Annotated in this window: 11 protein-coding genes and 1 tRNA gene; 8 read left to right on the top strand and 4 right to left on the bottom strand. The window is 46.9% G+C overall.

Going from position 1 to position 15,294, the window contains the following annotated elements; all coding sequences use genetic code 11:
• The first annotated feature begins 154 nt into the window (after positions 1-154).
• The 4 genes from ruvC to pyk all read left to right on the top strand — a co-directional run bounded on the left by ruvC (position 155) and on the right by pyk (position 4,366).
• On the top strand, positions 155-712 hold the full coding sequence (gene ruvC / locus FHS56_RS11545) for a crossover junction endodeoxyribonuclease RuvC (RefSeq protein WP_166920998.1): 558 nt from the start codon (positions 155-157) through the stop codon (positions 710-712).
• 90 nt (positions 713-802) lie between these two features.
• Entirely contained in the window at positions 803-2,557 is a 1,755-nt protein-coding gene (gene aspS / locus FHS56_RS11540) for an aspartate--tRNA ligase (protein ID WP_166920996.1), read from the top strand.
• Positions 2,558-2,705: 148 nt separating this feature from the next.
• Positions 2,706-2,778 (top strand) — tRNA-Thr (locus tag FHS56_RS11535).
• A 145-nt stretch (positions 2,779-2,923) separates the two neighbouring features.
• Positions 2,924-4,366, top strand: a complete 1,443-nt coding sequence (pyk, locus tag FHS56_RS11530; protein WP_166920994.1) for a pyruvate kinase — start codon at positions 2,924-2,926, stop codon at positions 4,364-4,366.
• Between the two features lie 123 nt (positions 4,367-4,489).
• On the opposite strand, the gene clpB is transcribed toward pyk, so the two are convergent.
• Positions 4,490-7,105 (bottom strand): ATP-dependent chaperone ClpB, encoded by a 2,616-nt coding sequence (gene clpB, locus FHS56_RS11525; RefSeq protein WP_166920992.1) that lies wholly within the window; start codon positions 7,103-7,105, stop codon positions 4,490-4,492.
• Positions 7,106-7,326: 221 nt separating this feature from the next.
• A complete protein-coding gene (locus FHS56_RS11520; RefSeq protein ID WP_208409685.1) occupies positions 7,327-9,462 on the bottom strand; it encodes a prolyl oligopeptidase family serine peptidase in 2,136 nt (711 codons plus the stop codon).
• 398 nt (positions 9,463-9,860) lie between these two features.
• On the opposite strand from FHS56_RS11520, the gene FHS56_RS11515 reads away from it, so the two are divergent.
• Entirely contained in the window at positions 9,861-10,589 is a 729-nt protein-coding gene (locus FHS56_RS11515; protein ID WP_166921056.1) for an MlaE family ABC transporter permease, read from the top strand.
• Here the strand turns inward: FHS56_RS11515 and FHS56_RS11510 are convergent.
• On the bottom strand, positions 10,562-12,430 hold the full coding sequence (locus FHS56_RS11510; protein WP_166920990.1) for an ABC transporter ATP-binding protein: 1,869 nt from the start codon (positions 12,428-12,430) through the stop codon (positions 10,562-10,564). The two genes, FHS56_RS11515 and FHS56_RS11510, sit on opposite strands and share 28 nt — an antisense overlap.
• Positions 12,431-12,585: 155 nt before the next feature.
• On the opposite strand from FHS56_RS11510, the gene FHS56_RS11505 reads away from it, so the two are divergent.
• The 3 genes from FHS56_RS11505 to FHS56_RS11495 are packed head-to-tail and all read left to right on the top strand — an operon-like array spanning position 12,586 to position 15,001.
• Positions 12,586-13,449, top strand: coding sequence for a TerC family protein (locus FHS56_RS11505; RefSeq protein ID WP_166920988.1), 864 nt, complete (start codon positions 12,586-12,588; stop codon positions 13,447-13,449).
• Positions 13,450-13,463: 14 nt separating this feature from the next.
• Positions 13,464-13,922, top strand: coding sequence for a hypothetical protein (locus FHS56_RS11500; RefSeq protein ID WP_166920986.1), 459 nt, complete (start codon positions 13,464-13,466; stop codon positions 13,920-13,922).
• A 2-nt stretch (positions 13,923-13,924) separates the two neighbouring features.
• The gene (locus FHS56_RS11495) at positions 13,925-15,001 is read left to right on the top strand and encodes an ATP-grasp domain-containing protein (RefSeq protein WP_166920984.1); all 1,077 of its coding nucleotides are present in this window, start codon (positions 13,925-13,927) and stop codon (positions 14,999-15,001) included.
• A 36-nt stretch (positions 15,002-15,037) separates the two neighbouring features.
• Here FHS56_RS11495 and FHS56_RS11490 read toward each other — a convergent pair whose 3' ends face one another.
• Positions 15,038-15,268: a hypothetical protein gene (locus FHS56_RS11490; RefSeq protein WP_166920982.1), complete on the bottom strand. Its 231-nt coding sequence runs from the start codon at positions 15,266-15,268 to the stop codon at positions 15,038-15,040.
• Positions 15,269-15,294 lie beyond the last annotated feature (26 nt).

Below are 15,294 nucleotides of genomic sequence, written 5' to 3'. Positions count from 1 at the left end.
CACCAGAAAATGGTTAAAAATTTAACCAGCTTTTGATAAAAAATGCAGTTTTCGAAAAAATCATGTTCAAAAAAAGACCTATAAAACAAAAAGAAAGGTTTAGGTGTATCGATACAAAATAATGTATCTTTGAAAAGCAGTAAATGGCAAGCCTTTGGCAAAAGAGCGCATCATTTTAGGTATAGACCCGGGCACCCAAGTCATGGGGTATGGATTGATACGGGTAGAAGGCAATCATTTGGAAGTTATACATTACGGCGTCATAGAACTACATAAGCTCAATGGGCAAGCGCTCAAACTGAAACGCATTTACGAGCGTGTCAGTCAACTCATAGAACACTATGCGCCGGACGAAATAGCATTGGAAGCGCCTTTTTATGGAAAGAACGTGCAGTCTATGTTGAAGTTAGGACGGGCACAAGGCGTAGCCATGGCAGCTGCGCTAACACGCGAAATCCCCGTGATGGAATATGCCCCCCGCAAGATAAAGCAATCCATCACGGGCAACGGCAACGCCTCGAAGGAGCAAGTAGCCGCTATGCTCGAAAAGCTGCTCAATATACGTTTCGAAAACAATACCCTCTTGGATGCGACCGATGCACTGGGGGTAGCGGTTTGTCATTACCTGCAAAGCGGTTTGCAAATCAACAAATCGAAAAGTTGGGATGCTTTTGTAAAAGAAAACCCTCACCGTATAAAAAAAAGTCGTTGAGCCCTTTGTCTTCTTAGACAGTAACTAATACTTTTGCCTTTCGACTAAAAAGGCTTGTAGTCATTCAACTTCTTAAAAAGGAGCTTACTTATGTTACGAACCCACACCTGCGGCGAACTTCGAATAAATCATTTAGGACAAAAAGTAACCCTAAGCGGCTGGGTACGTGCTATCCGCGACAAAGGACACTTGCTTTGGATAGACCTGCGCGACCGCTACGGCATCACGCAACTGCTCATCGAAGAGGGCAAAGCCCCCAGCGAGCTGCTCAAAACAGCCCGCACTTTAGGACGCGAATATGTGATACAAGTTACCGGAACAGTCATCGAGCGGGCGTCGAAGAACGATAAAATACCAACTGGCGACATAGAGATAGCCGTAGAAGCCCTGCGCGTGCTGAACCCTGCCGAGGTGCCCCCTTTCTTGATAGAAGACGAAACCGACGGAGGCGAAGATTTGCGCATGAAATACCGCTATTTGGACTTGCGCCGCGACATCATGCGTCGCCGTTTAGAGCTGCGCCATCGGGCAGCACGGGCTACCCGCGAATATCTCGATGCCCAACAATTCATTGAAGTAGAAACCCCCGTGCTCATCAAATCAACCCCAGAAGGAGCACGCGATTTTGTAGTGCCTTCTCGCCTACATCCCGGGCAATTCTATGCCTTGCCACAATCACCGCAAACCTTCAAGCAAATACTGATGGTTGCCGGCTTTGACCGTTATTACCAGATTGTGAAGTGCTTCCGCGACGAAGACCTGCGCGCCGACCGGCAACCCGAATTCACACAAATAGACTGTGAGATGTCGTTTGTAGAACAAGAAGATATTCTGCAAACCTTTGAAGGCTTGGTGAAGCACATATTCAAAAGCGTGAAAGGCATAGAACTGGGCGACTTCCCGCGTATAAGCTACGACGAAGCCATGCGCCTGTATGGCAGCGACAAGCCCGATATACGCTTCGGCATGACCTTCGTTGAACTGACCCCGCTGGCTCAAGGCAAAGGCTTTGAGGTGTTCGACAAAAGCGAGCTGGTGGTAGGCATTTGCGCAACCGGCTGCGCCGGCTACACCCGCAAACAACTGGATGAGCTTACCGACTTTGTGCGTCGTCCGCAAATAGGTGCCAAGGGATTGGTTTACGTAAAATGCCAAGAAGACGGCACCTTCAAATCGTCGGTAGATAAATTTTTCTCACAAGAAGACCTCAAGCAATGGGCAGAAGCCATGGGTGCCCAAGCTGGCGACTTGCTGCTTATTCTTGCCGGCGAAGCCAACAAAACCCGCAAACAACTATGCGAACTGCGTTTGGAAATGGGCAACCGCCTGGGCTTACGCCCCGAAGGAGTTTACAAACCACTATGGGTAGTTGACTTCCCTCTGTTGGAGTGGGACGAGCAAACCCAGCGCTATTACGCCATGCACCACCCCTTCACCTCCCCCAAGCCAGAAGACATCCTGCTGCTCGACAGCGCACCGGGCAAGGTGCGTGCCAACGCTTACGATATGGTTATCAACGGGGTGGAGGTAGGCGGCGGCTCTATCCGTATCCACGACCAAAAGCTTCAGAAAAAGATGTTCCAAATTTTAGGGTTTAGTGATGAAGAGGCAGAAGCGCAGTTCGGTTTTCTGATGAATGCCTTCCGTTATGGTGCGCCTCCGCATGGTGGCATAGCCTTTGGTTTTGACCGCCTGTGTGCTTTGATGGGAGGCAGCGAATCCATCCGAGATTTTATTGCCTTCCCGAAAAATACTTCCGGTAGGGACGTGATGATAGAATCACCTTCGCCCATTGCCCCCGAACAACTCGAAGAACTAGGACTTTGCTTGAAAAACAACAACTAAACAAGGCATCTCTTTGAAGAGCACCTCTACCAAAGCAGCCTTCCACCGGGCTGCTTTCTTCTTCAGGAAGCAGGTTCGATTTTTTTTATCGAAGGTATTGCATGGTATTTTCTGGCTTTTTATATTTGCAACGTCGAAAAAGCAACAAGCCTCCCTAGCTCAATTGGTAGAGCAACTGACTTGTAATCAGTAGGTTGCAGGTTCGAGTCCTGTGGGGGGCTCTCACAAGAGCCGCATCATCCCAAGGTGCGGCTTTCTTTTTTTGCTTTCTGTTCTCTTTCTTTTTACACAAAATTCGTTTCCTGCACTTTTTTATACCGGGCGGTTTTGCTAAACTGCTTTTGTTTTTCAAACCATCATTGACTTATGACCACATTCAATAAAACCAAAATAGTAGCCACGGTGGGTCCGGCATCTCGCAGTCCCGAGATGCTGTTGGCGCTGGCACGCGAGGGGGTCGATGTATTCCGCTTGAATTTCTCTCACGGCTCACACGAAGAACATGCCGAGGTAATTCGTCATATTCGAGAAATCAACCAGCGGTATGGCTTCAACTTGGCTATATTGCAAGACCTGCAAGGACCCAAAATACGCATCGGCGAAATAGAAAACGGCGCAGTAGAACTAAAGAAAGGGCAACGTTTTGTGCTAACCATAGAAGAAACTGTTGGCAACGCAGAACGCGCCTCGACTACCTATCAAAGCCTTCCCGAAGATGTAAAAGAAGGGGAAATCATCCTGCTCGACGACGGCAACATTCAGCTGAAAGTAGTGGAACGCCATGAGAAAGAAGTTATTACGGAAGTGCTTTATGGCGGAGTGCTCAAATCAAGGAAGGGCATCAACCTGCCGTTTAGTCAGTTGTCCACCCCTTGCCTGACCGAAAAAGACACCGAAGACCTTTACTTCGGCTTGGAGATGGGGGTCGATTGGATAGCTCTCTCTTTTGTGCGCACTGCCACCGACGTGCATCTGCTGCGCCACCTGATTCGCCAAAAGGGGAAAAATACCCGCATCATTGCCAAGATAGAAAAGCCAGAGGCAGTCAAAAATATCGAAAGTATCATAGAAGCCGCCGACGGCATCATGGTAGCACGCGGTGACTTGGGAGTAGAAACCTACGCCGAGGAAGTGCCCGTCATTCAAAAGATGATTGTGGATAAATGCAAACGGGCAGCCAAACCCGTAATTATTGCCACACAGATGATGGAAAGCATGATACACAACCCCCGCCCCACCCGTGCCGAAACCAATGATGTAGCCAATGCCGTGATTGACGGAGCCGATGCCATTATGCTTAGTGGCGAGACTGCTGTGGGGCAATACCCTGTGGAGGTCATCAGAAGCATGGTGCGCACCATTCACTTCACCGAAACCCATATACAAAGCATCTATCATCAAAACTTAGAAGTAGCCAATCAAGGCTCGCCTGACTTCATTCACCACAGCTTGGTGGCTGCGGCATGTACCTTAGCCAAACACACCAATGCCAAAGCCATCGTAGGCATGACCCATTCGGGCTTTACCGCCTTCCGCATCGCAAGCCACCGCCCCGAAGCCGATATTTTCATCTTCACAAGCAACCGGCAACTGCTTACTGCAATCAACTTGGTGTGGGGCGTACGGGCTTTCTATTACGATAAATACGAAAGCACCGACACCACTTTTCAGGACATTGAAGATATTTTACAAGAACGGGGTTTCATTAAAGAAGGAGATGTTATCATCAAGATGGCAAGTATGCCCATCAAAGCACGCAAGAGAACCAACACCGTCAAAATCAACATAGTGGAAAAATCCAAATCTTAATTTTTGAGACCAAAGCAGGGCATTGAATAGACTTTATGCACTTCTGTGCAGATTCAAAAAAAAAGAGGCAACTTCCACAGGAAGTCGCCTCTTTCAGCTATTTTGAAGAGCTTAGGGCTATGATTACGCTTCTATTTTATCCACTACTTCAAACTTCACTCTTTCGGTGTTGCTGTCGAAGGAAACGTGTACCACATCGCCTTCTTTGACTTTACCGGCAATGATTTCCTTGGACAACTCATTGAGGATGAGCTGTTGGATAGCACGCTTCAAAGGACGTGCACCGAATTGCGGGTCAAAACCTACATCTGCCAAGAGGTCGTAGATGCTTTCATCGACTACCAACTCTATATTTTCGGCTTCGAGACGACGGTTCACTTGTCTGAGTTGTATTTCCACAATCCTACGTATGTCTTGCTTCGACAACGGACGGAACATGATGATTTCGTCCACACGGTTCAGAAACTCGGGGCGCAGGTTACGTTTGAGCAAGTCAAATACTTGTTCTTTAGTTTGTGCCACTATCTCCTCTTCATTTTCGGGGGTAATGTTCTCGAAATTGGCTTGTATGAGCTCAGCCCCCATGTTCGAGGTCATGATGATGATGGTATTTTTGAAGTTGGCGATGCGTCCTTTGTTGTCGGTTAGGCGTCCGTCATCCAGCACTTGCAACAAGATGTTGAAGACATCGGGGTGTGCTTTTTCGATTTCGTCTAAAAGAACCACTGAATAAGGACGCCGGCGAATGGCTTCGGTCAATTGCCCACCTTCATCGTAGCCTACATATCCGGGAGGCGCACCGATGAGACGGCTCACCGAATGGCGCTCTTGGTACTCCGACATGTCGATACGCACCATAGCGTTTTCGTCGTTAAAGAGGTAGTCGGCAAGAGCTTTTGCCAGTTCGGTTTTACCCACACCGGTAGGACCCAAGAATATAAACGAACCAATGGGGCGGTTGGGGTCTTGCAAACCGGCACGGCTGCGACGAATGGCATCGGATACCGCCCGGATGGCTTCGTCCTGCCCTACCACGCGCTTATGTAGCTCGTCTTCGAGATGCAAGAGTTTTTCGCGCTCGCTTTGCAGCATTTTCGATACGGGTATGCCAGTCCAACGCGACACGATTTGGGCGATGTCTTCAGCGGTAATTTCTTCTTTGAGCATGGGTTTATCGCCCTGTATCTCATGCAGTTGCTTGCGCAGTTCTTCGAGCCGCTTTTCGGCTTCAAGGATGCGTCCATAGCGTATTTCAGCTACACGCCCATAGTTGCCTTCACGCTCGGCTTGTTCGGCTTCTATGCGCAAGTTTTCGATTTCAGCCTTGATGCTTTGGATTTGATGTACCAGCTCTTTTTCTTGCTTCCAACGTGCTTTGAGTGCGTCGCGCTGTTCCGATAGCTCGGCTATCTGCTTGGAAAGCACCGCTTCTTTTTCCTTATCTTTTTCACGGCGAATAGCCTCCCGCTCAATTTCCAACTGCATAATGCGACGTTCCAACTCGTCGAGTTCTTCGGGCATCGAGTCTATTTCTATGCGCAGGCGTGCAGCAGCCTCGTCGATAAGGTCGATGGCTTTGTCGGGCAGGTGGCGGTCGGTGATGTAACGTACCGACAGCTCGACGGCAGCAATGATGGCGTCGTCTTGAATGCGCACGCCATGGTGTACTTCATAACGTTCCTTTAAGCCCCGCAAGATAGAAATGGCGTCTTCGATACTGGGCTCATCGACCATGACGGGTTGAAAGCGACGCTCCAGCGCCTTGTCTTTTTCAATGTACTTTTGATATTCTTTGAGTGTGGTAGCACCGATACAACGCAGCTCGCCACGTGCTAAAGCCGGTTTTAGTAGGTTGGCGGCATCCATAGCACTATCGCCACCGGCACCAGCACCTATTAAGGTATGAATTTCGTCGATAAACAGGATGACTTGCCCATTCGATTCGCTTACTTCTTTAATGACCGACTTCAAGCGCTCTTCGAATTCACCTTTGTATTTGGCGCCAGCCACCAATAAGCCCATATCCAAAGCTACCAGCTGTTTTTCTTTCAGGTTTTCGGGCACGTCCCCCGCCACAATGCGCTGTGCCAAGCCTTCGACGATGGCGGTTTTACCCACACCGGGTTCACCCAACAAGATGGGGTTGTTCTTGGTGCGTCGTGAAAGGATTTGCATCACCCGGCGTATTTCTTCGTCGCGCCCGATGACGGGGTCCAGCTTGCCTTCTTTTGCCAGCTTGGTCAGGTTTTTCGAATAGCGCTCCAGAGAACGGTACTTAGCTTCTGCGTTTTGGTCGGTTACGCGTCCGCCGCCACGCAGCTCTTTGATAGCCTGAATGAGTTGCTTCTCAGCAACCCCCATGTCTTTCAGCAGTTGGGCGACTCGGTCTTTACCGCTTAAAATACCCAACAGGATATGCTCGACGGCAACAAATTCGTCATTGAAGTTTTTCAGGTAATCCTCGGCTCGTTTGAGGGCTTGCGCCGCATCGTTGGACAAGTGCGGGCTGCCACCACTTACTTTGCCATATGAGTTGATGATTTCCTCTACTTTGTTTTTGAGATAGTTCAGGTTTACATTCAGTTTCTTGAACAGAAAACCTGTTACGTTTTCATCGCTTTCGAGCACTGCTTTGAGCAAGTGTCCGGTTTCTACTACAGAGGTTTGGCGAGCCTGTGCAATAGAGACCGCCTGTTGAATCACCTCCTGCGATTTAATGGTATACTTGTCGAAGTTCATAGTCTTATCCTCCTTTTTAATTGTTATTTTTGCCTTTTTTTTACACAAAGGGCAAGCCAAAAGACAAGCTAAGGACATAGTGGCAGTTTTTGTCAGAAAAACATTGTAAAACAAAGACAAAGTGTCTGATTTTGAGACAATCGAAGCACGTTTTCGTTTGCAGGAAATAAAAAACACGGGCGAGTGTGCCCGTGCCTGTGCTTGTCTGTTGCTTATGTAGGCTACTGCTGGGTCGGGAAGGTCATGTTCAAGTTATAGAAGGTAAATGCCCAGATGTCGGTCCACTCCTCGATGAGTTTGCTGACTGGCTTGCCGGCGCCATGCCCTGCCTTGGTGTCGATACGTATAAGTATCGGACGTTCTCCTTTTTGGTGGGCTTGCAGTGCCGCCACAAATTTAAAAGAATGAATAGGCACCACACGGTCGTCATATTCGGCAGTGTAAACCAAAGTAGCCGGATAGTCAGCCTCTTTCACGTTATGTACCGGTGAGTACTTAATCAAATATTGAAACTGTGTGGAATCCTCGCTACTACCGTATTCGTTGACCCATGCCCAGCCAATGGTAAACTTATGGAAGCGCAGCATATCCAAAACCCCTACGCCGGGCAAAGCCACTTGAAACAGGTCAGGGCGCTGGGTCATGCAAGCCCCCACGAGTAAACCTCCATTGGAACGTCCAGAAATGGCAATTTTTTTGGGGCTGGTGTATTTTTCCTGAATCAAGTATTCGGCAGCGGCAATGAAATCGTCAAATACGTTTTGTTTGTTTTCGAGCATACCTGCTTTGTGCCACTCCTCGCCATATTCGCCACCACCGCGCAGGTTAGCCACGGCGTAAATGCCGCCGGCTTCCAAGAAAGGAAGGATGCGCGGGTCAAAAGAGGGCAAGAGGCTAATATTAAACCCACCGTAGCCATAAAGATAAACGGGGTTGTTGCCGTCTTTTTTCAGCCCTTTTTTATGGGTTAAGAACATATGCACGGAGGTGCCGTCTTTGCTTTTATAGAACACCTCGCGTGTTTGATACTGCTTGCTGTCGAAGGTGGTTTTGGGACGGAAAAACTCCTCCACTTGGCGTGTTTTTATATCGTAGCGATAAACAGTAGGCGGGTAGAGATATGAGTTGAATACAAAAAAGGTTTCCTTGTCTTCTTCCTTTCCATCAAAACCGCTCACAGTACCTAAGGTAGGCAGCTGTATTTCGTTTTCAAACTCCCCGTTGATATTATACACACGCACTCTGTGGCTTGCGTCTTTCATAAAGATGGCAATCAGACGCCCGCCCACATGACTTACACTGCTCAATACTTCCTCTTTGGGTTCAGGGATGATGGTTTTCCATTGTGCAGGTTCAGGCTTGCGGGGATCTACCAGCACCAAGCGGTATTTTGGGGCGCCGGCATTGGTGAGCAGCAAAATTTTGTTGTTCAAAGTGCCCACAATGCTGTTTTCATATTCGGTAGTATTGATAAGCGGTTTAAAAGCAGCTTGCGGTTGTGCCAAAGGACGCCACCAGATGGCATTGCCGCCGGTGCCTTCGGGCATATGAATAAACAAATACTGCTCATCGTCGGTGGTTTGGGTATAGAAGTTTTGCAAGGGGCGCCCGGGGTCTTCGTACACCAACTGGTCATCACTTTGTCGTGTGCCCACCTTATGATAATACACCTTGTGGTATTCGTTTTTAGCTTCGTACTCTTTGCCTTTGGGTGGGGCGTCATAGCGGCTGTAGAAGAAGCCATCGCGATACCAAGAAATGCCCGAAAACTTCACCCATCGTAAATGGTCATCAAGTGTTTTTTTAGTTTGCAAATCAATGATTTTTATTTCCTGCCAATCGGAACCGCCTGCAGAGGTAGAGTAAGCAAAATAACGCCCATCGTTCGAGATGCTCCAATTGCCTACTGCCACTGTCCCGTCGTCGGAAAGGGTATTGGGGTCAAGCACCACTTCTTCGGTGCCATTTATTCCTTCACGCCGGTAAATCACGCTTTGGTTTTGAAGTCCATCGTTTTTGGTGTAATAATAGTATCCCCCTTTGAGTAAGGGTGCGCTCATGCGCTCAAAGTTCCACACTTCTTCAAGGCGTTTTTTGATGCTCTCACGAAACGGAATTTTTTCTAAATAAGAGAAAGTGAGTTTGTTTTGTGCAGCAATCCATGCTTGCACTGCCGCCGAGTCGGTATTTTCGAGCCAGCGGTAGGGGTCGGCTACTGTTGTACCAAAATAGTTGTCGAGTTGTTGAACGGTGGGCGTCTCCGGATAGATGAGCTTTTCCATTGAGTTTTGGGTAGTTTCCTGCGTTTGACAAGCCCCCAAAAATAAACATCCGAGCCAGTAGATATATTTTTTCATAGGCTTTGGTGAATTTAGTTTTATCTTAATGTACTAACGCCCAAAAAATCAAAGAAGTATAGCCATTTTGGGTTTGAACAAGTTTTTTAATATGTAGCCTTTTGATTTTGCCATCGATGAGTCGGAAAGCGGGGGTAATCTTAACAGAAATGCAATGCAGTTACTTAGAAGCAGTTTATCAAAAGTTGCCTTAAAGAGGCAAAAGTGGAAAGCGGTAGCGAAGACCGCAAAAATCTTAAAAACTTTTGCTTGACTGCATCACTTATGCTGTCAAAGAGCATCGCGTGATGCTCGAATGGGGCAATACTGATTTTTTGCAGTTTCCTTCCTGAGGTTTGTCGTTGTGCGAATTTTTTCTTTTTTTTCGACTGAAATTATTCATAAAACAGAAAAGCATGCTGGCACTGGTCGGTCGTTATTTTATTTTTTTGGGCAAGATGTTGTTTCTGCGCGAACGTCCGCGCATTTATTTGCAAGCCATCTTAGACGAGTGCATATATATTGGCATCAGTTCGGTGTTTATTGTAGTCATTGTATCTTCATTCATTGGCGCCGTTACCGCCATCCAAACAGCATACAACCTGGTGAGCCCACTTGTTCCGAAGTATGTCATCGGTTTGCTGGTGCGTGATACTACCTTGCTGGAACTTGCCCCCACCATCATCAGCATTATTTTGGCAGGTAAGGTAGGGTCTAATATAGCTGGCAACCTGGGCACCATGCGCATTACCGAACAAATCGATGCTTTGGAGGTGATGGGCATCAACTCGGTGTCTTATCTGGTGTTTCCTAAAGTGATTGCCGCCTTGCTTACCTTCCCCTTACTGGTGATTATGGCGGGTTTCTTGTCTATTTTGGGCGGTTATCTTGCCGGCGTACTTACGGGGGTGATTACCGAATATGAATATGTAAAAGGGCTGCGTGAGAAATTTGTTCCTTACAATATCACTTTTGCACTCGTCAAGACAGTCGTTTTTTCTTTTCTCATCACCACCATCTCTTCGTTCAAAGGGTACTACACACGAGGCGGGGCGCTCGAAGTGGGTTTGTCGAGCACCCAAGCCGTAACCAGCAGCTGTATTGCCATCTTAGTTGCCGATTATGCTTTGGCGGAACTGCTGTTGTAGTTCTCTTCCAATTGCAGGCGCACCAGGTTGTAATAGATACCCTCCGGGCGGGCAAGCAGTTCTTCGTGAGTACCTGCCTCGGCAATGCGCCCGTTTTTCAAAACGAGTATTTTATCCATATTACGCACGGTAGCCAGACGGTGCGCAATGACGATGGTTGTGCGCCCCTGCATAAGGGTCTCCAAGGCTTGTTGCACTGCCTGCTCCGATTCGGCATCTAACGAGCTGGTTGCTTCGTCCAAAATCAAGATAGAGGGGTTTTTCAAAATGGCACGAGCAATAGCTATGCGCTGACGTTGCCCACCAGAGAGCTTTACGCCCCTTTCGCCTACCACGGTGTCGAGTGCGTCGGGGAATTGAGCGATGAAATCCCAAGCATTGGCTTGGCGAGCCGCCTCGATGATTTCTTCTTCGGTGGCGCCGGGCTTGCCGTAGGCTATATTTTCACGAATGGTACCACCAAACAAAATCACTTCCTGCGGCACAATGGCTATGTGACTGCGCCATGCCCGGGTGTCGATGGCTTGCAGGTCCAGACCGTCTGCCAAGATACGTCCTTTCAGAGGAGTATAAAATTTCAATAGCAACTGGATGATGGTGGATTTTCCGGCGCCGCTGTGCCCCACCAAAGCTATCTTTTCGCCTGCCTGTATCTCAAAGCCAATACCCTGGAGCACCTCCACCTCTGGGCGGGTAGGATACGCAAAGTGTACATCTTCAAATTGTATGTTGCCTTTTACCTGCAAAGCAGGAAGTTCTTTCTGCAAAGCAGGTACTTCGCCTTGCTCTTCCAGTATTTCTAAAATACGCTCCGAGGCACCTATGCTTTTCTGCAACTGAGCATACAGGTCGCTCATGCCGCCCAAGGAGCCGCCAATAAAAACAGTATAAAGAATAAAGGAGAAGAGTTCACCCACTTGTAATTCACCGGCTTCTACCAACCTAGCACCATACCAAAGTACCAAAACAATACCGCCGAACAAAGCAAAGATGATAAAGGATATAAAGAAGCCACGGTAGCGAGCGGAATGCAAGCCGCTATGCACCACTTCATCGAGGCGGCGGCGGTAGCGCCCCAACTCGAACAACTCATTTACAAAGGACTTCACCACCTGAATTGCCTGAAGAGTTTCTTCCAAAACCACGTTGGCTTGTGCCAAAGCATCCTGTCGGCGGCGTGACAACTTCCTAATGAAACGCCCAAAGAGAATAGCCATCCCAATCATCACGGGGAAAGTAGCCAACATCACCAAAGCCAAGCGAGCAGAAGTAAAGAAGATGACTATCACACCAATCAAGAGGGTCATCAATTGGCGGAATAACTCAGCCAAGTTGAAAGAAAAGAGGCTTTCGAGCTGAGTGATGTCGGCACTCAAGCGACTGCTAAGGTCGCCAGCGCGGTTCTTTTCAAAAAAAGACAGGGGCAATCCCAGCATCTTTTCATATAAGGTAGCGCGTATATCAGCAATGGAACGCTCGGTAACAATGGCAAACAACCAAATGCGAAAATAGGAAGCCACCGACTGTATGAGTAATATCACTAAAAAAGCCATTGCCACCCGGTCCACAGAATTAAACCACTGCGCCCAGGCGTCTCCCTCTATGTCTTGCTTTATCTTGCCAAACAAAGAGGTGTTTGCCGCATCGGTGATTTTGCCCGCCAGCATAGGAAATGCCAAGGCTGTGAGCGTAGAAACCACCAAAAAAAACATGCCTGTGATAAAGTAACTTTTATAGGGTGCGGCAAAACGAGCAATACGCCACAGTTTTTTTAAGCTCTCTTTACTTAATCGCTTATTTTTCAAAGATTTATCTTTTTTTTGCTCTTGGTTACTTTTCATCACTTATTCAAATCAAACCAACACGCAATTTACAATATTTTCTATTAAGCATTGAAGGCGAGGTATTGGGAATTAGCCCTCGCTTTAAACACAAAAAGATGAGTTTGCAAGTTGGTGTTTTCTTTGTATTTTTATAACAACTGTAAATAACAATTATGGAAATTTTAGAACACTTACTCACTACTGAATCACTCATCAGCCTGCTTACTCTTACCTTCATGGAAGTTGTGCTGGGTATTGATAACATTATTTTTATCTCCATTGTTGCCAGCAAGCTCCCTAAACATCAACAAAAAAAAAGTACTAACTGGGGTTTACTCATCGCTTTGATTCCTCGTGTTGTGTTATTATTTGCTCTTTCTTGGATGATAGGACTCAATCAACAACTTGTTAGTATTGTAGATTTCCACCTGAGTGGACGCGATTTGATTCTCTTCTGCGGTGGTATATTCCTCATTTATAAAGCCACTACCGAAATCCATCAAAAGCTCGAAGGGAATGAGGAAATAATATATAAAGAAGAAGAAAGTGGCAAGTCGGCATTTTTCAGGGTAATTGCACAGATAACCCTTATCAATGTCGTTTTCTCGTTCGACTCCATCCTTACCGCCATCGGCTTAGTAGATGCTGACAAAGCCGAGAACCTGTGGATTATGATTATTGCTGTTGTCCTGTCTATGTTCGTCATGATGCTGTTTGCTTACCCCATTGCCCGCTTTGTGGAAGAACACCCCACCATCAAAATGCTGGCTCTGGCATTCTTGCTTATGATTGGTACTTTGCTCATTGTGGAAGCACTACACTATGAAGTGCCCAAAGGATACATCTACTTCTCCATTGCTTTCTCTCTGTTTGTAGAATTGCTAAATCTGAAACTCATCAAGCGTTCACAAAAACCCGTGCATTTGCACCAGCGCTATGTGACAATACAAGACGACCAAAGTGCTCCGACAATTCATCCGCCGGCTCCTTATCAAAACAACCAATATCAGAAAGAAAAAGCTAATTTTAATAAATAAAAACACATCTAATCATGCCCACCTTCAAAAGCCTGAAAGAATTTTACCTGTATTACAAGGAAAAAAATCCTACCAAGCTCAACTACGAACAGTTTGAGGCGCTCACTGCCTTTTTTCCCACCTTGTTGCTTATCTACAGCGATGGTATCATCGATAAACAAGAAGCTATTTATATTGACAAACTAAGCATCAGCCTGAGCCATCTGTTCCGGGAAGAAAACCTTTCAGAAGGTGCCCTCAAAGCACTGCAAGCCGAGTTTAAAACACAACTTGAATACCTGCTCGCGCACATGGAGGAGTGGCAAGAGGCTTTCCTCGATACGCTTAAAATGCATCTGACGCAAAAGCCTGAAAACAAGGACTTGATTGCCAATGCTGTTGAGATATTTGCCATAGCAGCACACAAAAACAAAGCCGAAGAAGTGAATATGTTGCAGCACATACGCGAACGCCTTGAGTTGAAAGATGAATAAAGATGAAGTTTTTTCAATGGTGGAAGTATCTTAAATGGGAGTTTTGGTCCTTCTGGTTGTTTTACATCCCCATTTATTTTTACTGGTTTTATTTAAGCCTGCGAGCACGCTCCTTCACCTTTTTTACTGCTGCCAATCCTTGCATGTTTCTCGGAGGCTTTACTATGTATTCCAAGTACGACATCTTGCGCCGTATTCCGGCTAAATACATTCCCAAAAGCATATGGATAGCTGAAGACTCTTCCATTGAACAAGTCATTGAAAAAATAAAAAAACACAAACTGAACTACCCGCTGGCTGTGAAACCGAACCGGGGCGAGCGAGGCTTTGCAGTGGAACGCATCAACAACGAAGCGGAACTGCGTAATTTTCTCAGCTCCTACCCTGCTTGGGAGTGGATAATTCAAGAGTGGTGCTACAGTCCCCTCGAACTGGGCATCATGTACTGTCGCATGCCAGATAGTACGCAAGGCAAAATCACCTCCATTGTCATAAAGGAACCGCTTCAAGTAAAAGGTGATGGCGTCCATACCCTCGGCGAGCTTGTTACAAGAGACGAACGCTGTCGTTATCACCTTGATTTTCTAAAAAAACAACACGCTCTGCAGTGGAATCAAGTGCCGGAAGCAGAAACAGTCATCCAGCTCACACACATAGGTAACCACAGCCGTGGAGCTACTTTTCGTAATGCCAATGAGCTTTTGACACCCCAACTACAAAAGGTCATAGACAATATCGCGCGCCACATTGACGGCTTCTATTTCGGTCGCTTTGATTTGAAAGTACCATCTATAGAAGAGCTATATGCCGGTCGCAATATTTGTATTTTAGAATTGAACGGCGCCAACTCAGAGCCTGCTCATATCTATGACCCCGATATGCCTCTATGGAAAGCTTACAGAGATTTGCTTAGACACTGGCAGATACTTTACCGCATCAGTGTAGCCAACCATAAGCGGGGTGTGCAATATGCTCCTTTTTCATTGCTGTTAAAAGCTATCAAAAACAATCTGCAACAGCGCAAAATATATGGACAAAAGCAAACAGCAGCAGAGCTAAAATGGCTTTCCTCTTACTAAAGAGCAGCCGATAAATAAGCCCTCCCCCGCATTATCCTAAAAAACAGGGCAACGCTCTAAAAAAATAGCTTCAATCTTCACGCCACCCCAACGATAAGCAAATGGTTTGCAAAGAAAAAATGTATCTATTTTCACACTTGCATACTCTAAAAATCGCAACAAGAGGAAGAGGTTAATCGCTTTTATAGCGAATAGCGCAAGCCTACCATTGTAAAGCAAGACAAAGGGGTTGCCCTTTTCATCCGAAACGCAAACGTAGTTTGCCATATCAAAGTTCAGGCAGTTGAGGCGCT

The sequence above is a fragment of the Thermonema lapsum genome, assembly GCF_011761635.1.
Lineage (GTDB): Bacteria > Bacteroidota > Bacteroidia > Cytophagales > Thermonemataceae > Thermonema > Thermonema lapsum.
Note: the sequence above shows the minus strand (reverse complement) of the source record. Positions and strands in the feature narration are given on the sequence as shown.

Excerpts from the sequence above, each read along its gene's own strand:
- aspS (WP_166920996.1), top strand. The coding sequence starts at position 803 with ATGTTACGAACCCACACCTGCGGCGAACTTCGAATAAATCATTTAGGA.
- pyk (WP_166920994.1), top strand. The coding sequence starts at position 2,924 with ATGACCACATTCAATAAAACCAAAATAGTAGCCACGGTGGGTCCGGCA.
- clpB (WP_166920992.1), bottom strand. The coding sequence starts at position 7,105 with ATGAACTTCGACAAGTATACCATTAAATCGCAGGAGGTGATTCAACAG.
- FHS56_RS11520 (WP_208409685.1), bottom strand. The coding sequence starts at position 9,462 with ATGAAAAAATATATCTACTGGCTCGGATGTTTATTTTTGGGGGCTTGT.
- FHS56_RS11510 (WP_166920990.1), bottom strand. The coding sequence starts at position 12,430 with ATGAAAAGTAACCAAGAGCAAAAAAAAGATAAATCTTTGAAAAATAAG.
- FHS56_RS11505 (WP_166920988.1), top strand. The coding sequence starts at position 12,586 with ATGGAAATTTTAGAACACTTACTCACTACTGAATCACTCATCAGCCTG.
- FHS56_RS11500 (WP_166920986.1), top strand. The coding sequence starts at position 13,464 with ATGCCCACCTTCAAAAGCCTGAAAGAATTTTACCTGTATTACAAGGAA.
- FHS56_RS11495 (WP_166920984.1), top strand. The coding sequence starts at position 13,925 with ATGAAGTTTTTTCAATGGTGGAAGTATCTTAAATGGGAGTTTTGGTCC.
- FHS56_RS11490 (WP_166920982.1), bottom strand. The coding sequence starts at position 15,268 with ATGGCAAACTACGTTTGCGTTTCGGATGAAAAGGGCAACCCCTTTGTC.